11 protein-coding genes are annotated in these 20,400 nt (G+C 49.8%); 8 read left to right on the top strand and 3 right to left on the bottom strand.

What is annotated here, in order from left to right; all coding sequences use genetic code 11:
* Positions 1-1,042: 1,042 nt before the first annotated feature.
* The 6 genes from NG833_RS10535 to NG833_RS10510 all read left to right on the top strand — a co-directional run bounded on the left by NG833_RS10535 (position 1,043) and on the right by NG833_RS10510 (position 11,970).
* Positions 1,043-2,182: a DegT/DnrJ/EryC1/StrS aminotransferase family protein gene (locus NG833_RS10535; protein WP_254565245.1), complete on the top strand. Its 1,140-nt coding sequence runs from the start codon at positions 1,043-1,045 to the stop codon at positions 2,180-2,182.
* A gap of 43 nt (positions 2,183-2,225) precedes the next feature.
* On the top strand, positions 2,226-3,116 hold the full coding sequence (gene crtB, locus NG833_RS10530; RefSeq protein ID WP_254565244.1) for a cyanoexosortase B: 891 nt from the start codon (positions 2,226-2,228) through the stop codon (positions 3,114-3,116).
* Positions 3,117-3,192: 76 nt separating this feature from the next.
* Entirely contained in the window at positions 3,193-3,939 is a 747-nt protein-coding gene (locus tag NG833_RS10525) for a cyanoexosortase B system-associated protein (RefSeq protein ID WP_254565243.1), read from the top strand.
* Positions 3,940-4,106: 167 nt separating this feature from the next.
* The gene (locus NG833_RS10520; protein ID WP_254565242.1) at positions 4,107-6,878 is read left to right on the top strand and encodes an SLBB domain-containing protein; all 2,772 of its coding nucleotides are present in this window, start codon (positions 4,107-4,109) and stop codon (positions 6,876-6,878) included.
* Positions 6,879-7,248: 370 nt separating this feature from the next.
* Complete coding sequence (locus tag NG833_RS10515) at positions 7,249-9,435, top strand: tyrosine-protein kinase domain-containing protein (protein WP_254565241.1); 2,187 nt, start codon at positions 7,249-7,251, stop codon at positions 9,433-9,435.
* 600 nt (positions 9,436-10,035) lie between these two features.
* The gene (locus tag NG833_RS10510; protein ID WP_254565240.1) at positions 10,036-11,970 is read left to right on the top strand and encodes a hypothetical protein; all 1,935 of its coding nucleotides are present in this window, start codon (positions 10,036-10,038) and stop codon (positions 11,968-11,970) included.
* Between the two features lie 666 nt (positions 11,971-12,636).
* Here the strand turns inward: NG833_RS10510 and NG833_RS10505 are convergent.
* On the bottom strand, positions 12,637-13,023 hold the full coding sequence (locus NG833_RS10505; protein WP_254565239.1) for a hypothetical protein: 387 nt from the start codon (positions 13,021-13,023) through the stop codon (positions 12,637-12,639).
* 58 nt (positions 13,024-13,081) lie between these two features.
* On the opposite strand from NG833_RS10505, the gene NG833_RS10500 reads away from it, so the two are divergent.
* Entirely contained in the window at positions 13,082-13,507 is a 426-nt protein-coding gene (locus tag NG833_RS10500; protein ID WP_254565238.1) for a hypothetical protein, read from the top strand.
* 533 nt (positions 13,508-14,040) lie between these two features.
* Positions 14,041-14,478, top strand: a complete 438-nt coding sequence (locus tag NG833_RS10495) for an Rrf2 family transcriptional regulator (protein WP_254565237.1) — start codon at positions 14,041-14,043, stop codon at positions 14,476-14,478.
* Positions 14,479-14,722: 244 nt separating this feature from the next.
* On the opposite strand, the gene NG833_RS10490 is transcribed toward NG833_RS10495, so the two are convergent.
* Both NG833_RS10490 and NG833_RS10485 read right to left on the bottom strand, forming a co-directional pair.
* The gene (locus tag NG833_RS10490; protein ID WP_254565236.1) at positions 14,723-16,483 is read right to left on the bottom strand and encodes an iron uptake porin; all 1,761 of its coding nucleotides are present in this window, start codon (positions 16,481-16,483) and stop codon (positions 14,723-14,725) included.
* A 1,708-nt stretch (positions 16,484-18,191) separates the two neighbouring features.
* The gene (locus NG833_RS10485) at positions 18,192-19,946 is read right to left on the bottom strand and encodes an iron uptake porin (protein ID WP_254565235.1); all 1,755 of its coding nucleotides are present in this window, start codon (positions 19,944-19,946) and stop codon (positions 18,192-18,194) included.
* Positions 19,947-20,400 lie beyond the last annotated feature (454 nt).

The following is a 20,400-nucleotide window of genomic DNA, read 5'->3' as shown; positions in this document are numbered from 1 at the left end:
ATCCCTTGCCCTTTTTCTGAGTTTAAATAAAGCGAATCGCTACAGTTTTAGGTTGGTAAAAATCAGAAAGGCTTGACGTGAGCAAAGGGGACTTGTTTTAAAAGAAATTTCAACTTGAACCGAGAATTTTAACGATTGAGTTTGACTTGAAACTTTACGGGATAAAAACCCCATTAAATTAAATACAGATTCTGGTGGAGAGGGGGAGGGGATAGTTTTAGAATAAACAAGGTCTAGCTCAACTCCAGCGCTCGGTTTATTTTTCCCACTGGCATTTGGGATCAGGTGAATAAAGGACGTTCATCCTTTTTACTACTCTAACCTACATTTGTTACCCCCCTTGTGACCTTGTCCGCCCCGAGTGCGATCTAGTTGGGTGCGTTGTTTGAGTCATCTGAGTAAAAAGAACGCAAATCTGATGCCATCCCTTAGAATAAAATTGCAATTTTTTGAGTAAGAAAAAGCTCAAAACCCAAGGGTTACTTAGGATTGGAGTTATGCAACTATAACGCAAAATAAACAGGGGCAGGTTTCCGAATCCTTTCGGGAAGACCAAGCTGGCTTAACACCAGGGGTAAAAGGGGATTCCAATCTATTCAAAATCTTTACAAATCCCTGCAAAAATTTACCAAGGCTTCAACCCTGATGTAGAGAGGCATTCGTTAACCTAAGACAAGATGCTCTCAATGCGATCGCAAAAGGGATCAAGTGCATCTCCCATCCCCTGTCCAAGGTCCGGGAACGGCACAACCGACAATTTTTACAAAGTCTTCATAATTGCGAAACAGTCAATCCTTGATAAATCCCTCCTACACTTAAAGAAGAGGGCGCAATTTGGAACAGGTGCAGCCTTGATTCTTAGGACCCCAGCCGGAAAGCAGGCGATCGCCTAGGTCCCCCTCCCCCGATCCCCTCCTCCCCTCCTCCCCATTGCGTTCGTTCGGCGAATGCATCAAGGGTCTTGGGGAACCATTCTCAACCCATTCCCCTGGACTCATATCCCACCGAAAGAAGGCCAATTCTAAAGTCTCTTTAAACCATAATGAAACCCACTCCCGAAACTGTTCCATTTGTTGATCTCACCCAACAACACCAACCGATTCAATCTGAAATACAACAGGCGATTCAAACCGTCATCGAACGGGGAGATTTTGTCCTAGGACAAGCCCTCGGAGACTTTGAAAACAGCTTCGCTCAAGCTTGTGGCGTGGAATTCGGCGTGGGGGTTGCCTGTGGGACCGATGCGATCGCCCTGGCCCTCCAGGCAGCCGGAATAGGTCCGGGAGATGAAGTCATCCTCCCCGCTAATACCTTTATCGCCACCCTAATCGGCGTCCTGCGGGCCGGGGCCACCCCAGTCCTCGTGGATTGTGACCCCTCCACGGCTTTAATCGACCTAGAAGCCGTAGAAAAAGCCATCACCCTCAAAACTCGCGCTTTGTTGCCAGTCCATCTCTACGGGCAAATGGTCTCCCCTGGACGACTCCAAGAACTCGCCGCAGCCCACAATCTGATTTGCGTTGAAGATGCCGCCCAAGCACACCTCGCCGAACGAGAAGGAGTCCGTCCCGGTGCCGTGGGTCTAGCTGCCGCCTTTAGCTTCTACCCCAGTAAAAATCTCGGCTGTTTTGGGGATGGGGGCATGGTCGTCACCGGCGATCGCGACTTGGCTCAAAAATTGCGAAGCTTACGCAATTATGGCGCGCCCAAAAAGTATCAGCATCTCGATCGCGGCACCAATAGCCGTCTCGATACCCTCCAGGCGGCCATCCTCCAGGCTAAACTTCCCTACTTACCCGACTGGAATCAAGCCCGAAATGCCTGCGCCCAACAGTACGATGCCTTACTCGAACCCCTCGGCGATCGGGGCATCCTCCCCATCCGCAACCTCAGTGGTAGCGGTCACGTTTATCACCTCTATGTTATTCGCATCACCAAAGCGTGCATTCTAAATCGGGACACCCTCCTAGAAAAACTGGGTTCCGAAGGCATTCAAACCGGCATCCATTATCCGTTACCCTGTCATCTGCAACCGGCTTATCAAAATTTAGGCTATCAAGCGGGGGATTTTCCCCAAGCTGAAGCGCTTTGCGAAGAGATTTTGTCTCTCCCTCTCTATCCGGGTTTGAGTCCGGCACAAATTGAGCGAGTGGTTGAGGCGATCGCCTTAGCAGTCCGTTAGTTAAACCCTTTCTCCTGCCCCTATTGTTACCCCAGATAAAATTATGCAAATTGGGCGTAAAGTTCCTTTTCTAATTGAGCAAAATTACCCGTGGATTGTGATTGGAATCCTCAGCGTACTTTATACTCCCCTCCTCTTCCATTGGTACGACGGGTGGATTAATAAAAGCATCAGTCTCGAACATGAATATTTTAGTCATGGATTAATCGGCCTACCCTTTGCTGCCTATATTTGCTGGCAGGACAAGCGCAAAAGATGGCAGAAACTCCCCCAACAGACCCATCCGCTAGGGGTGATTTTGATGGCGATCGGCGGAATTTTTTATATCACCGGCTTACCGGATTTTGTCAATTTATCCTTCCCCATCGTCCTCACCGGAACCTGTTTATGGCTGAAAGGAATCCCCGGAATTAAACTTCTAACCTTTCCATTGCTGTTAGTCTTCCTAGCCACTCCGAACCAACTTCCCTACTTGATTGCCCCTTATACCCTCCCCTTACAAAGTTTTATTGCCGGTTGTGCGGGGTTTATGTTGTCCCATGTAGGATTTAATGTCACCGTAGAAGGAATTTACCTATTCGTTAATCAACGAGTGGTAGAAGTCGCACCGCACTGTGCGGGATTGAAAATGCTGCTCACCAGTCTGTATGTGGCGTTAATGTTGCTCTACTGGACCGGATCGAATGAGTCGCGGACCAAAACTACGTTGTTTTTAGCCAGTACCGTGGCGATCGCCGTGATCGGTAATATTATCCGCAATGCCCTTTTGACTTTCTTTCATGGGGCGGGTCACGAACATTGGTTTGAATGGCTCCATGAAGGATGGGGCGGAGACTTGTATTCGGCTGCGATGTTAGGACTTTTAATTCCCACGCTCAGTGGAATTGATTGGATTGTTCATTATTTTTCCGTTCCAGTGGAAGACCCCACCTAACTGCTAGTCAGATCCACCTCCAACCTTCAAGATTGTCTAAACCAAAAGCTGGGATAAATAACTCAAGATGTCGCCGATGAAAGTCATGTATTTACCCAAATTCCTGCACAATTATTCCCTATCGCGAGTTGCTTTACTGTTATTTATGTTGGTCCTATTCGCGGTAGGGGCGGTTCCCAGCTACTTCAGTGGAAAATGGGCCTGGGTCTCTCCTCCGAATCTAGTCAATTTGAACCAGTTAAGGGAATTGACCAAGACGGGGTTAAACCTGAGTGAATGGGAAACCAGTGAACCCCAGATGGTGAAAATTGGGGGCCGCAATTGGGTGCAGCAGAACATTCAGGAGGGCGATCGCTTTGTGGCGGGTCTGTTGTTGCTCAATCAAACGGGTTCGATGCATCAACCACAAGTGGAGTGGATGGATATCGATGGATTTTGGCGGTGGAAAAAGGATTCCGAGCGATCGCTAACCTTCGAGGTGAATCCAGAATCGACCCCTAACCCGGATGAGTCCGTTGAGGTGAAAGCCCGATTCTTCCGAGGATGGACGACAGATCAAACCTACGCGATCGCCCAGTGGTATAGCTGGCCCACCGGGGGAAATCCGGCCCCCTTTAGCTGGTTCTGGCGCGATCGCCTCGCCCAACTCCAAGGAAACCGCCTTCCCTGGGTCGCCGTTACCGCGATCATTCCCATAGAACCCTTTGGGGAGATAGAATCAGTCAGACCTCTGGTTGAATCCTTAAGTCAAAACATTCAAAGCGCTTTAATCGAGGGTCCCTTTAACCCCCTGACCACAAGGGCAATCCCTGGGGACTCCTGAAACAGTTCCCCTCAACACTGGCGCATCTACGGGAACCCCTATTCACGAACGCACCTGGCTCCGAAAGAGGCCGATCCCCCTTGCTGTCGGGATCTTTCATCAAAAGCTGGGGGAACCTTCCATTCCCTACCCCACCACCCCTTCACCCGTTTTTGTCATCAGTGATCATGATTGAATCCTTCTCTTTCAGACAGTTTTATCACCTCACTGCCTTGACCCTAGCAGGGCTACATACGGGAGCGACGGTCATGCCCCTAGCGGCAGGGTTGAGCCTCGCCTTCAATACGAGAATACCCGAAGCTCTCAGCGCCCCGGTCCCCCCAGAACTCGCCCAAGGGATACCCGCCCCCCAAGCTCCATCCTTGCCTTCCATTCAGCCTGGACCCCCTGTTCCTCCGCCTCCGGGTCAACTCCCCCTGGCTACTCCTACTCCTACTAGCAGCCCTCAACTCAGCCAATTTTGCCAACCCCGTCAAGGATTGCCCGCCCCTACACCTCAGCAGGCGATCGCTCCCCAACCCTTGACACCCGGCCCACTCCCCCCTCCAGCCCCACCGCCGGTTCCCACTGCCCCTACCGCAGCAGCCGTTTCTCAACCCAACCCCTTCCTAGAGACCCCCTCTATTATTCCCGTCAACCAATTTCCCACAGAATCCTACCAACTTGCTCCTGGGGATCAGATTGTCATTGATGTCCAACCCTATCAAAACATCAGCATTCAAACCGTCGTGAATCCCCAAGGGCAAATCGTCATGCAGTTATTAGGACCTGTAGAGATTTCGGGATTAACGGCAGCGCAAGCTCAACAAAGAATTCAAGCCGGTTTAAATCAATTTTTAGTCGATCCCCGAGTCAATGTCGCCTTAATTGCCAAACGTCCGGTGAATATTACTGTCACCGGAGAAGTCACCCAACCGGGGTTTTATGTATTCCCGGCAGAAAATGCCAGAATTTCAGAAGTGTTAGCAGCCGTGGGTGGGACGACACCGGGATCCGACCTCACCTCCATCCTGATCCGACGTCCTCTGGGTGATGGCCGGTTTTGGCAACAGCGCCTCAACCTGTTGGTTTCCTTGCAAGCAGGCAGTCCCCCGCCGGATCTCTTGCTGCAAGAAGGGGATATCCTGATTGTCCCCAAGCAATCCTTAAGTGAAGCTCAGATTAATGACAGCAACATCGTCGCGCGATCGCGCCTCTCTCCGCCCCAAGCTGTCGGCATCCGCGTCATTGGCGAAATCACTCGTCCGGGGTTTTATAATCTCCCCCCCTCGGTTAATCCGATCCAAGATGCCTTAGTGATTGCTGGGGGGTCTACACCGGCTGCTGACCTGCGATCGGTCCGAGTGCGACGAGTCCTCAGTGATGGGCAGATTAGCGAGGAAACCGTTGACCTCTATACCCCCTTACAAACCGGCACCCCCTTTCCCGAACTGCGCCTCGGCAATGGCGATATTATCATCGTCCCCACCCTTGATTTAAACGACGCCGCCTTTAATTACAACAACAACGTCGTTTCTAACTCCACCTTAGCCACCCCCCAACCCGTCGGCATTACCATCGTCGGCGAAGTCACCCAACCCGGATTCTATATCCTCCCCGCTTCCCCCCGTCCTATTCCTACTGCATTACAGATTGCCGGGGGAACCACTCCCGTGGCTGATTTGCGAGGCGTTCGGGTCCGGCGAACCCTGCCCGATGGTCGCGTCAGCGAAGAATCAATCAATTTACTTTCCTCATTACAAGGCAGTAACTCATTCCCTGATCTCCGATTAGCCAATGGGGACGTGCTGATCATTCCTAAACTCGGGTTAGAAGAAGCCCGGACTTATGACAGTAACGTTGTTTCCAATTCCACCCTAGCGGCCCAACAGCCTGTTGCCATTACAGTCCTCGGAGAAGTAGCTGCACCTGGATTTCATGTAGTCCCTCCTTCCCTGAGTCCCATTCCCACTGCGTTACAGGCCGCCGGTGGGATTACAACGGCAGCAGATTTGCGGACGGTCCTGATCTGTCGGGTGATGGCAAATGGGACCGTTAGTGAAGAACGGGTCAACCTGTACGCCTCTCTGGAAACCGGCAGCGCTTTACCGGATTTACGCCTAGGAAATGGAGATGTGGTGATTGTCCCCAAATTGGGATTAAACCAGGACCCAGGATATAACCCGCGCATCGTCGCGGAATCTACTCTAGCTGCGGCCATTCCGGTCAATGTGACTATCCTCGGAGAAGTGGCACAACCCGGATTTTTTACCCTTCCCCCGTCCGATCGTCCCGTAGCTGATGCGATGCTACTAGCCGGAGGGATTACCTCTAATGCTGATTTGCGGGCGGTTCGGGTCCGTCGTAGCCTTGATAATGGAGGAATTTCAGAAGAAATCCTGGACCTGTACACTCCCCTGCTGACCGGGGCTGAACTTCCCGAACTGCGGTTAGCTAATGGGGATGTGGTGTTCATTCCGACCATCGAAAGTAGCACCGATGAATATTACGATCGCGTCCTCGTCTCTCGTTCCACCCTATCCGTGCCGCAGATTGTCGTTCGGGTGTTGAGCTATCCTGCCGGGGGCATTAGCGTCGTTCCCGTCCCCAGTGGCAGTACCTTTGCCGATATTCTCAATGCGGTTCCCCTCCTGAGTGCAGACCTGAACAATATTGCGCTGATCCGCTTCGATCCCGAACAGGGTAAAGCGGTGACTCGGGAAATCAATGCCCAAGAACTCTTGCGCGGGGATCTGGCTCAAAATGTCCCGTTAGAAAATAATGATGTGATTGTCATTGGTCGCAATCTGGTGGGGAAAATTACTTATGCCCTAGGGACCTTTACTCAACCTTTCCGCGATATTCTGGGATTTTTACTGTTTTTTGATTCCTTGAGAGATAGTGCCACACTCCTCTTTGGACCCAACGGGGATGACAATGAAAATAATACAAACAATTAATCAGCCCCGAAGGGTCTTATGCTACAATCAAGGGAGGGTCTCTACAGCCAGTCTAAATCAGACAATAGATTTGAAGAGTTGAAGGGTCTATTCTGCTTGGGATTCCTCGGGAAAGCATCGGCTCCGATTCCTAAGCAAATTATCTAATTGATTGAGACTTGCTCAATCAACTGTGGAATTCCCCATCCAGGAGTAGGAGCATCTGGCGACGGTTCAGCGGGAGGGAGCAAGATGCTCTCACGGATTAACTTGATGGTCAGAATGATTTGGGCTTGCTCTATATAATCTATATAAAATGAAAAAGATGAATTTTCGGAATTCTGTTCATCCTTAATCTTTAATATCCTTCATCCTTACCCCTATTCCTATCATGGCTCCACCCATTCTCAAGCGCTACGCGATCGCTTTTGGTAAATACAAATGGTTTGGTTTCGCGGCTTTTGTCCTAACCTTGGGCGGGGCCGGATTTGTGGCGATGCAACCCCCTCCAGAGGTGACCTATCGGGCGCGCGGAGCGATGACTTACACCACTCCGGCGGTGACCTTTTCAGCAACCGGAAGCACAATTCAAGAACAGGGTAAGCAACTACCGAAAGAGATTCTCCTGGCTGAGAATGTGGTAACGGCGGTGGGAACCCAGATCAATGAAGACCCCAGACAATTGGTTCGGGAGGTGTCTGTAAGGCTCCCTAAATCTGATGGCCCTCCTCAAATCGAAATAGCCTATACTCATCCCAATCGGGAAACCGCCCAAACCGCCGTGCAAGCCCTCATGGAAGCCATGATTGAGCAAAGCCGAATGCTGAATACTTCAGCTTTACGACGGATGATCGACACCATTGAGGATCGGTTGCCGGAAGCTCTAGCGGAACTTAGAGAAGCAGAACAGAACCTTGAAGAGTACGAACGGGAAGAGGCGGTAGCAATTTTGGCAGCCAGAAGCGGGGGATTGGCTGGGGCGATCGTGGCCAACCAAAACCAGCAGCGCGAGATTCGCTTACAGTTAGAAGGGCTTGATGCCCAGCTTGCCAGTTTAGAACAGCGCCTAGGATTAACGGCAGATCAAGCCTACGTCTCCCAAGCCCTCAGCGCTGACCCGATTATCGCCCAATTGAGAGCGGCTTTGCATCAAATAGAGTCCCAGCGGGAACTCCTCAGTAAAGATTTTCGCCCACTCCATCCTCAGATGATTGAGTTGCAAAAGCAGGAAAGCTCTTACAATGAATTGTTGGAGCGCAGAGCCACAGAAGTCATCGGTGGGGGAGGCATGGCTGCCCCCTTAATGAATAGCGCCCAAATTCGCAAGGACAGTAGTCTCGATCCGGCAAGGCAACAGTTAGCGCAAACCTTGGTGAGTTTACAAACCCAGCGGGAAACCTGGGTTCAGCAATTGAATTCTCTGACCCAAACGGAACAACAATTGCAGAGGGATTATCAAACCCTGCCGAATAAACAGCTTGAACAGGGACGGTTAGCTCAACAGGTGGCACTCAAGCAAGACCTTTACAATAAAATGCAGCAAGCTTTGGCAGATGCGAAAGCCGCTGAAGCCGAAACGTCCAGCAGCTTGAGTATTGCCCAAGAAGCATCGGTGTCTAAAAACGAAGTGAGTACACAACCCCCGGCGCTGATTTTCGCCCTGGGGGGACTGATTGGCATCCTAGTCGGGAATGCCTTGATTTTTGCCATTTCCTTACTGGAAGGGAAATTTTATACGATGGAGGAAGTTCGCGGGGCGTTGCAGCAACAGGACCTGCGGATTCTGGGAATTTTACCCGAGGTGTTTACCCCGGAGTTGAATGCTCACGAGATGCCGATTTTGAGGGATCCGGATTCTCCTTATTTGGAGTTTTATGAAAACGTCCGCAGTAATTTGTTGCGGATAGGAGAAAAAGCACCCAAGGTCCTGTTGATTACCAGTGTGGCGGCGCAAGAGGGGAAAACTGTTTGTGCTTATAATTTGGCGATCGCCGCAGCGCGTGCAGGGAAGCGGACTTTACTGATTGAAGCGGATTTGCGATCGCCCTCCCAAGCGCAGAGTCTGCAAGTGGCGATCGAACCCGACGCCAACCTCGAACCCCTACGCTATTATGGACAGTTCCACCAATGCATTCGCCTCGTGCCAGAAATTGAAAACCTCTACCTTGTTCCCAGTGCTGGTCCTCTCAAAAACAGCGCAGCGGCGATCGAATCCAACGAATTCCGCCGACTCCTGGAAGATGCCAGAGCTCGGTTTGATTTAGTGATTTTGGACTCTCCCGCACTCAGCGTCAACAACGATGCCTTTTTACTAGAACCCTTTAGCGATGGGATGATTCTCGTCACTCGACCCCGCTATACCCAAGGCGGAATGTTAACGGAATATGTTGAACCCCTGACTGAATCAGAAACCGTCCAACTCTTAGGTGCGGTGATTAATGGTGCCGATATTCCCGTAGCACTACCGGAAAGCATTTCCAGCAAACCCCCCTTACCCCTCACCCACAGCCCAGAAGCTCCCCAGCTTGAATCAATAGACAGCAAGCCTCCCAAAATCCCTACCCGCATCAGCCGGTAGTGGGGTGGGTTTGCTCCAGTCCAATAGACTTCTTGCAAAATTCTAAACAGCCCCCCTTTTTAAGGGGGGTTGGGGGGATCAATCCTTTTTTTTGCAAGAGGTCTGAGGTCTAATGGAGATCCCCTAAACTTTTTTATTAACAAGCGTCCCAGTTTCCGATCAACGGTTTTCCGGTAAGCAGTTGTCTGTTTGAATTGGAAAATAATTCCACCAAAAGTTCTATTCTTGCCAGCATCAAATCTTCGCGAGAGTAACTCACTGAAAATCTTAAAACCAGATCGGGAAACATGGACAAAAAATTGGCCGTTTGAGATTTTGGAAAGCCGTTTGATTGTCTTCCTTTAGTCAGGATCCCAGAATTTCTTCTTGAATTCCCCGTCAGCCTTTAGAGAAGCCTTCTTTCCCTCTGAAAATTCAGAAACTTTTTACAGGTTTAAAATTTTAGCCCGTCCACTCAAATAACTGGGTGTGTTGAGGCTCGGGAACAATGCTATTGTGGATGAGCGTCACGCAACGTTAAGCTGAAGCACCTATGGGAGCTTAGGTTTGACAATTTGTAGATAGGAAAGGCTTGTATTTCCTTAAGACCAATGTGGTTCAATGGATACTTGTTTAAACATGGTATGGGGAGTTTTAGGTGTGTTCTTACATCAGCTTGTATTGCGTCTGAGTTTGCTGGCCGGTATTAGTGCAGCTATTGTGCTGCCATCAGGATTAAGTTTAGCCAATCCTCACCCCGTGGGCAACACAACCGGGCAGACTGCTGAGGTGCCCAACAGCAAACAGAATACCAGACCTGTTCCACCCACTGCTCCACAACAGGAGTCAACGGTTACCTACACTCAACGAGAACTCGAACAGATTATCCTCTTGTTCCAAGAGGTCGAACGGCAAGGACTAAGGCCCCAACAAGCTCAGGAGATCCAATCCCTGATTCGCGAATTAGAACAACTGAGCGATCAAGGGCAGCCCCAGGTGGTCCTCTCCTCTAGGCAAGCGCAACAAATTCGCGGGTTGTTGACTTCCTTAACCCCCCAAGAAATCTCCCAGATTCAAGAAGCTCTGGATTTGCCTGAAGTGCAAGTGGGTTTATTCACCCAACAAGAGATTTCTGAAATTTTAATAATCCTGGACGGAATTCAACAGCTAAGACTGCGGCCCCAGCAAACTCAGGAGATTTCCAGGTTAATTCAAGATTTAGAAGCAATTCAAGCACAGGGGCAGCCCCAAGCCATTCTATCTCCTGAGCAAACTCAACTGGTTCTCTCGGTGATCGAGTCCCTGACCCCACAAGAACGCGCCCAGATCCAATCTGCGGTAGGAGTGGAACTCGCCCGAGGGACTCGCCTCGATCGCGCAACGGTCCAAGAGTTGATCTCATTTCTGACAATTATCCAACGCTTAAATTTACGACCCCAACAACAGCAAGAAATTCAAACTCTTGTCCAGGAACTAGAGGCACTTGAAGCCCAAGGGGATCTGGTGGTGTTCTTATCTCCTGAGCGAGCCGAACAGCTCCAAAACTTAATCAGCTCTCTGAGTGAGGAAGAACTGGCTCAAATTGAGCAAAACATTGACTCCCAAGGGCCAACCCCCCGGAGGTTTACTCCCGAAGAAGTCGCCGAACTCCTCGTTGTATTAGAAACAGCCCGAGAAGAGGACCTCACCCCGGAGCAACTCCGGCAAGTGAATCAGTTAACCGAAATCTTCCAACGCCGACAGGCAGAAACCGATGGAGATATTATTCTCCCCGCTGCAGAAGTTGAGATTTTACTGAGTTTTATCGACTCATTAACCAGTAAACAAATGCGACGAATTGCCGTTGCCTTAGGCGCACCGGGGAACTTTCCGGGGATTAGCCTCAGTAACCCGACTGGATTTGGTGGGGGTTGGGGCAATCTGGGGGTTGGAGTGATCTTCAACAACCGAAATCGGTTTTCGAGTGAAGATGGGGCAGTTTCATTTTTTATGGGGTTTGGGGATCCAGAAGAGTCGGTCGCCCTGGATGCAACTCTCTCGATCACAGGTTTGTCTAATGAGAGTGGACAAGATGATAATCTCGGTGCAGGTAGCATCAGCCTGCAAGCCAGTCGTCTGCTCCCGAACAATTTTTCCGTTTCAGTGGGAGTGGTCAATCTTGTGGATTGGGTTGATGCCGCCAGTGATACGGGCCGCAGTTTCTATAGCTCGGTGAGTAAAGTCCTGATTTTTGATGAAGACATTGAAAAACCCTTTAGTCTGGGGTTTGTCACCCTCGGAATCGGCAACGGTGTTTTCCGAACTGAGGATAATGTCGACCCCACGGATGAATTTGGGGGAACACAACTGAATGTGTTTGGCAGTTTCGCCACCTCAATGGGTTCCCAGGCTCATGCGATCGCAGAGTGGACTGGAACTGACTTGACAATGGGCTTATCTGTGGTACCCTTTAGGAGGATTCCCTTGGTCGCGAGCTTTGGACTCAATGACTTAACAGGTAACGCCGGTGATGGGGTGCGCTTAAATTTGAATATAGTCTACGGCATTTCTTTTTAAACAACTGCACAGTCGTTATTCTCTCCTTTTTGGAGAAAGCGAAAAATGCACGATCACCGCTAGGTACGATAAAACAAGTAAAGGCATTACCCAAACAATGAACAGGTTTGGTAATCGCCGATCAAGGGTAAATGGGTATTTACAAATACCTGTGCAGTCAAAGTGGGAATGAAATGAGCTACCTCCCAAGTCTTTGATGCAGAGAGTAGCAGAAACCTGGCAACAGAGGACATGATGACATTCAGTCCCCCGGCGAACCCTGCGCCCTATCACCTCACTGATGTTCTCAGATGAGATAGGGTTGTCGGTTTAAAATCAGCTATGTACCTCATCTCCTTTTCGGGGATTGAAGTGATCCAGATGGTAGATGTCTTGTATCCAAGACTCTCAAGGAGTGTTTGCGTCAACGTTGATGGGCAGTCGATTAGAGTTTGAATTTAAGAGCTCTCGGTCTCCCAATATTAGGGCCAACTGTCCATAGGAAGCGGCTATACCCGCATCGCTTCCTCCCAACTGTTTTGAGTTGGGTATTCTCGCGGGATGTGGTTATATGAACGGAAAACAGCGATTCTCGAAACTTAAATCATCTAGTAGCCGCCTTTTCTTTGTAGGGATGGCAGCTACTGCCTCAGCAATATCGATCTCAGCAGGCGCACCAGCGAATGCTCAATCTCCTATTTCACCGATTAATCCGGTGATCCCGCCGGATCCGATTACGCCTGCGTTACCGATCGGAACACCCGTAGCGCCTCCGCCGACGCCAACGCCGACGCCGACGCCGACCCCGCCAGTAGCGCCTCCGGTGCAACCGCCAGTAGCGCCCCCAGTAGCGCCCCCGGTAGCGCCCCCAGTAGCGCCCCCGGTAGCACCCCCGGTAGCGCCCCCAGTAGCGCCCCCGGTAGCGCCCCCGGTAGCACCCCCGGTAGCGCCCCCAGTAGCGCCCCCGGTAGCGCCCCCGGTAGCGCCCCCGGTAGCGCCCCCGGTAGCACCTCCGGTAGCGCCCCCAGTAGCGCCCCCAGTAGCGCCCCCGGTAGCGCCCCCAGGGATCCCCACGGATGTCTTAAGCTTCCTGCAAGGTCTTGCTAACCGACTCGGGATTCCTTTAGGTCAGTTGCTTAATACGCCTCTGGTCCAGGCTGCGCTCACCAAGCCTAACACCCTAGCCATTCTGAATGCGGCAGAAGCTGCTTTTGCCAGAGGTGGAATTGGATTGCTAGAAGGATATAACAGCATCAGTTTAGCCTCGGTGGTGGCACGGACTACCAACCCAGGGGATGCAGTAGCCATCTTCGATCGCCTGAGCACGGCAAGACTGCAATTCATGGTCTTCCGTCTCGATCGCAGCAACCTGGCTGGTTCACTCCTATCTGCCCTGGAATCTTCCCAATTTGGTCGATACGGTAGCATCACCTATGGAGAGTATCTGGTTTACAAAGATACAGGAATCCGCTTCCAAAGCTTTGATAACCAGTTCCTTCCCCAGCTCAACTTCGACTTGATCCTAGAAGACTTTGGAAATCAGATCCCGGGTCTATAGAATCCCCCTTTCTAACGCTTCTGGTTAATCAACGGTGAATTTCAGTGGGGATTGGCGTTGCGCCTTTCCCTTCTGCACCGAAGTTAAAAAAACTCCTAGAGTTTTTTCAGACTCGTTAGTCAGGTCGCTCTTTCGGGTCCTCTGTGCCCTAATCAAATCAAAGCGGATCAATCGTTGATCCATAGCAAAGCCTACACTCTCCAAGGGGTGTAGGCTTTCTCTATGACCATTTGTTCGGGGTTAAAAAAGTTTAAAACTATCTGGAGCCTCAACGAGCTAACCCCAGGTAGAGCCACCTTGCCTAAGAAGCAATTGTAGGGTGGGCAGTGCCCACCTGACTGACGGTGGGCACTGCCCACCCTACAATTGCTTTTTCCCACCCTACTAACCCCAGATAGAGCCACCTTAAGAATGGCGATTTTTGTAGAAGGGCCAAGATCCGGGTCTCAGAAGATCTGTAAAACCGCAGTATAATAGACGCCAGTGGCTAATTTTTGCAACTTAGCCCTTAAACGTATCTTGTATTTTAAACAGTGGAACTTTCCTGTAAAAGTGAATACGCGCTGTTAGCCCTCTTAGAGTTAGCAAGCCAATATGATAAAGGAGAGCCGCTACAAATTCGCCAGATAGCTGCTCAACAAAATATTCCTGACCGTTACTTAGAGCAACTTTTAGCCTCCTTACGGCGCTGTGGTCTGGTTCGCAGTCAAAGGGGCGCAAAAGGTGGCTATCTTTTGGCTCGGGAACCTTGGAAAATCACTCTCTTAGATGTGGTGACCTGCATAGAAGGATTAGATGCCGGACTCTCGGAAAACGATTCAACCCCCAAAACCCTAGAGAATGAAGTTGTTCGAGAGGTCTGGAAAGAGGCTCAGGAAGCCTCTAAATCTGTCTTGCAAAAATATACCCTGAAAGATGTTTGCGAACTGCGGAATGCCAAGCAGCAGGGTAATATCATGTACTACATTTAAAGCCAATTCATAACCCTCGGGGGAATTCATCGGGTCTATCCTCAACTCAAGAAGCTGCTGTTATTAACTCAGGTTCGTCTTGTCAACCTAGGCAATAAACACGAAAAAAGCCATGCACAGAGCATGGCAAAGTCTGACAAGAAAACCTCTAAAATTCTTAACCTTTAGAGGGTTCCAGTATTTGTGATGATGAATTAAAAATCAGGGGAGTGTGAACCCCCCTCATCCAGAAATTGTACTGATTTTAGAATCGGAACGTGGTACGGATGGTTCCAATCACCACATCATCGTTGAAATCGTTGTGATCCGGAGCCGTCAACCAGATAAAGCCCGGAGTAATAGCAATATTCTCCGTGAGCTGATACTGGTAAAACCCTTCAACGTGGTAAGAAGTATCTGTATCTTCAAGCGCCCCATTAAAATCATCTGTGGTGACTCGGGGTTCCATACCGAAAATCAGACCCAATTGGCTGCCCGGAGGTCCAGCGTTAACCGCTAAGTTAACGGCCCAGTTCCAGATGCCCAAGTCGCCTTTAACACCTTCGTCGAGGATGCGAGCGTTAGTGTAACCGGCCCAACCTCCGACAGCAAAGGCTCCCGTATCATAACCTAGTTGAACACCATAGGCGTTGCTGATGGTGGTGTAAGAGCGCAATGTTGGAGAATCTTCACGAATGGGACCAGAAATTGTAGGAGTAGCAAGCTGGCTACCTGTGGCCAGATCGGTGCGATAGGCATTGACGTAAGTCAGACCTAGTTGCAGACCTGTAACTGGCTTAAAGACCACTTGGGCTAAGGCTCCGTAAGGGCCATCGGTTAGACCGTTGCGACGGGTCGGGGTTCCAGCATTTCGAGCTAAATACCCCAGGCTGACTTCTGCAGGACCGGCATCAAAATTTAAGCCAATCCCGGAGCCTTCAACCATGTTATAAATGGGAGCGCGGGTCCCGAACCGAGACAGGGCGCCGCTGCCCCCATCTCCATCCAAGGGGGTGATGGTGCTGGCAAAGTCAGGGACAATACCGCCTACAGGAAGAAAGACAACGCGGGCGTTGCCAACAGTGGTTTCATAGGCTAACCAATCGAGTTCGACGTTGGTGCTGCCCGATTGGTAAGGGCCAACTCCAAACTTGAGGTCACCTTCCGGGGTGAAGGTGTTGGTACCGGAGAAGGAGTCGAGATTATTGATTTGGAGTCGGGTGTACAAGAAGTCGTCCCCAGTAAAGCTGGTCACAAATGCCAAACGAGTGCGGGTTCCAAATTGAACGCCACTTTCGGTTTCGCCTCCGACGCTATTTCCACCTTCGGACAAGGACAAGGCAAAGATAGATTCGCCAAAGAGTTTGGTGGTGGTGGAAAACTGATTGGCTTCAAGTTCAGTGACCCGCACTTCCAGGGCGTCTACACGACCCCGTAAGGTGGCGAGTTCAGCCCCAAACTCTTCAACTAACCGTTGCAGGGTGATCAGGTCGTCTCTGCCTAGCACCCCTTCGATTTGAGCGGCAATGATTTCGTTGATGCGCTCTAAACAGGCGTTTAAACCGGCAGCAAATTCATAACGAGTTAAGGCCCGGTTGCCGCGAAAGGTCCCATCGGGATAACCTGCGATACAGCGATAGCGCTCAACTAGGGATTGGAGGGCTTGGAAGGCCCAGTCAGTGGGTTGCACGTCCCGGAGTTGAGACACGGAGGTGACTTGGGTGATCAGACCACTATTCGCTTCAGATCCGTATTCAGTGAGTTGTTGTAAGATGTTGGCCGTTTCTGCCGCCGACGGTTCAGCATCTTGGACTTGGGCGATCGCGCCGTTTAAGTCAACCCCATTTGCCGAAAATTCAGTCGGTGGGGCGAACTCATTTGCCTGAGCGGTTGGCATCCAGTCGGCTGGGATTTCCGAGGCGATCGCCTCAGATGCACCCACTCCGGACCCTAAAGCCGCTCCAACTAACGCTGAAGCTAATACTGCTGGACTGACCAACAGCGAATTCCACAATACTTTAGACATTTTCCCTCTTCTCCTCACACCAATTTAGAGTTCGATGGAATACTTTCCCCTGGACTACATTGGGGAAATCAAAACCAACAGCAGAGTGATTATACAGGCTTTCCCCAAATTTGCGGGCCGAATTCACGTGGCCCTGGACGGATATAGGCTGTTCTGGGTCACCCCCCTAAGTCACCTTGGGAGTTTTGGCATCAATCCGCTCGCAAATTAGGGCGCTAGTGTACCCCTGTTGTGAGTGCCTTTATCATGGCCTAAAACTGTAGTTCGGTCAAGAACTTTTATCTATTAATTCTCCCTGGTAGCATTTGTTACCAATTACTCTGGGCTTTTTCCTTTCCTACAAGTAGCGTTATGAGGTATGCCGATGGGTAAAGTTCGTCCGCCTTGTGGATTATAACCTGAATTTTGTCTAGCCCATAAGTTGAATTATAAATTTTGCTAATACCGCGCTTGAAGATTGGAGCGATTGAGAGGGAGAGGGGGAGACCTCCAAAACCCGTCATGCAAAAGATTTTGGGGGAATTATTGGCATTTATTTCAATCAAGTCTATAGCGCATCTAAATCAGTTTGACCTAAAAATAGCAAGCTTTCTACCTCGCAGTCTAAAGTCCTTGGGCTTAGAGCTATTGTCAAATTAATTTTGGGTTACTAATAGTGCATCTAAATCATTCAAACATTCTAGTTAGGTTCGCCATAGGCTGTTAATGAGATGAAAAAATAACCCGATTTTTTTTGCTTTCATTATGGGAAGTAAATCCTAATTTATTGTTAATACATGAGTGAGAAATTGCATTCTTCCTTAACCGCCACAAGCATCTGCAAACCAAAAACTGATTTAAAATAAGGATTGAACTGCTATCCGCTCAGACCAGAGCTTTGGTTTGTTTCAAATTTTTGTTAAACTTTAAATTTACTCAATTAAAATATAATTTTGCCAACCCAATTATTCTTCAATAGATTACATGAAAATGTTAGGCTGTAGTGGCAGTTTATGAATTACCACTACAGCCTAATGCTGTCATACATGAAGAGTTATCGAAATTTTTAAAAGTTGCTACAGCATTTTTTAAAATTCAGTTAATTGAATGATTAATGCGGATGATTTGCCAATTATACAAAAGACAAGGGGGAAAGATTAACGTATTTTTTAGCCGTTTGCTTTGTTACAACAACTTCTAAACCGTCTCCTATTATGGAAACCTTCGGGAGGTTCAAGGCGATCGCTCTTTCCCCATCTACCCCCCCACCCATTCCAATACAACTCGCACCCTTTTAAAAGAACCCACATAAAAGAACCCACAGTCTCAGCCAAAAACCTCTATGTTTAAAACCCTTTGAAAGCTACACTCAGCGCGAGAATGTCAGTCTTCCCATTCTAACCTAATACCAAATCCGATAGTCTCAAGTCGGTTTACTCTATGAAACTGCACAGGTGGGCTATAGCCCTGCGCCCCGGGCTACGAAGCGTGTTAGTATAGCCTCGCTGGATTGGCTGCGGGTTTTTATGTCGATAACCGAATTCCTTGATAACAAGGGTAGAAATCCATCAAATTTTCTCCAGACAAACCCATTAAAAAGAAACCCCCCTTAATTAATTAGGGGGGTTTCAATATCTGGGCTACCCAGTTTTCAAAAGCTTAAGACCAAGGTAGCATCCGGAATCGAATTCCCTGGATTTAGCCCAGGGGTTGATTCCAATTGCTGGTTTTAGAATCGGAAAGTGGTCCGGATGGTTCCAATGACCACATCATCGTTGAGGTCGTTATGATCTGGAGCGGTCAACCAGACAAAGCCCGGAGTAATGGCGATATTCTCCGTCAGTTGATATTGGTAAAACCCTTCAACGTGCAGAGAAGTATCCGTATCTTCGAGAGCTCCATTAAAATCATCGTTGGTGACCCGAGGTTCCATACCCACGACTAGACCTAATTGGCTGCCCGGAGGTCCAGCGTTAACCGCTAAGTTAACGGCCCAGTTCCAAATGCCCAAGTCGCCTTTAACACCTTCGTCTAGGATGCGAGAGTTAGTGTAACCGGCCCAACCTCCGACAGCAAAGGCTCCCGTATCATAGCCGAGTTGAACACCATAGGCGTTGCTGATGGTGGTGTAAGAGCGCAATGTTGGAGAATCTTCACGAATGGGACCAGAAATTGTAGGAGTAGCAAGCTGGCTACCTGTAAGCAGATCGCCACGGTAGGCATTCACGTAAGTCAGACCTAGTTGCAGACCCGTAACGGGTTTAAACACCAATTGGGCTAAGGCTCCGTAAGGGCCATCGGTCAGACCGTTGCGACGGGTGGGAGTCGAGGCATTTTCTGCTAAGTAGCCGAGGCTAACTTCTGCAGGGCCTGCATCGAAAGTTAAACCAATCCCAGAACCCCGAACCATGTTGTAAATCGGAGCGCGGGTCCCGAACCGAGATAAAGCACCACTGCCACCATCGCCGTCGAGGGGGGTGATGGTGCTGGCGAAGTCATCTGCTGCCCCAGCATTTGCCATAAAGACAACATTAGCAGGGCCAACGGTCGTGCTATATAACAAGCTATCTAAGCGGACCGTGGTATCTCCAGATTGGTAAGGGTCAACCCCAAATTTCAGGTCCCCTTCGGGAGTGAAGGTGTTGGTGCCAGAGAAGGCATCGAGGTTGTTGATTTCGAGTCGAGTTCTGAGTAAATCTTCACCTGTGAAGCTGGTATCGAAGTTCAACCGAGTGCGGGTGCCAAATTGAACACCGCTATCGACATCGCCACCGACACTGTTTCCACCTTCTGCTAAAGATAAGGCGAAGATAGATTCACCAAAGAGTTTGGTGGTGGTGGAGAATTGATTAGCTTCGATTTCGGCGACGCGCACTTCGAGGGCATCTACCCGACCGCGCAAGGTTGCCAGTTCTGCGGCAAACTCTTCAGTTAAGCGCTGGAGGGTTAACAGGTCGTCTCTGTTGAGAATCCCTTCAAGCTGGGCGGCAATGATTTCGTTGATGCGCTCTAAACAGGCGTTTAAACCTGCGGCAAATTCATAACGAGTTAAGGCGCGGTTCCCACGGAAGGTCCCATCGGGATAACCGGCGATACAGCGATAGCGCTCAACCAGGGATTGGAGTGCTTGGAAAGCCCAGTCCGTGGGTTGCACGTCCCGGAGTTGAGACACGGAGGTAACTTGGGCGATGTTATTGGTGCCACCCCCTTCCCGACTGTATTGATTGAGTTGTTGTAAGACGTTGGCGGTTTCGGTGGCCGACGGTGCGTCTTGTTGGACTTGGGCGATTAGGTCAAATCCGCCTGCTGAAAATGCAGTGGGTGCAGCCAACTCATTGGCTTGGGCCACGGGCATAGAATCAGCTTGGGTTTCGGAGGCGATCGCTTCCGGTGCGCCCACCACGGACGCTAAGGCCGCTCCAACTAACGCTGACGTTAAAACTGCTGGACTAACCAACAGAGAATTCCACAATACTTTAGACATTTTCCCTCTTCTCCTCACACCTTTAATTATCTAAACGATTTGACTCGCGTCTCTCCTCAATCTTTCAGACAGGAGATAACAAGCCAAAAGAAGGAAATTCAGAGCTGTTTCATTGCTCTTAACCCCTTGATGGGTTATATCCACTTCTCAACTGCACCGATATAGATTTTTAGCCGGAACAGTTATAGGTCCCCACTACCTAGGGTGGGGGTGCTACGGCAGAGCCTAGAACCAGAGGCATCCCCTCCAATCATTAATCTCCCCGATGGAAAAACTAGCCCCATCAAGGATGAGGATGTAAAATCCTCAATCCGACGGCTCGGTTTTCTGATCGGGTTTTTAGTAACCGGATCAAGCTGGTTTCGGAGTTGGCTGGAGGGCCTATTGCTTCTGACAAACTCTCGACTCATTATATAGTCAGCGAGATAGTGGCTGCTTACTTCTGTTATAGATT

This window comes from Oscillatoria sp. HE19RPO, from assembly GCF_024220515.1.
Taxonomy (GTDB): Bacteria; Cyanobacteriota; Cyanobacteriia; order Cyanobacteriales; family Laspinemataceae; genus Laspinema.
Note: the sequence above shows the minus strand (reverse complement) of the source record. Positions and strands in the feature narration are given on the sequence as shown.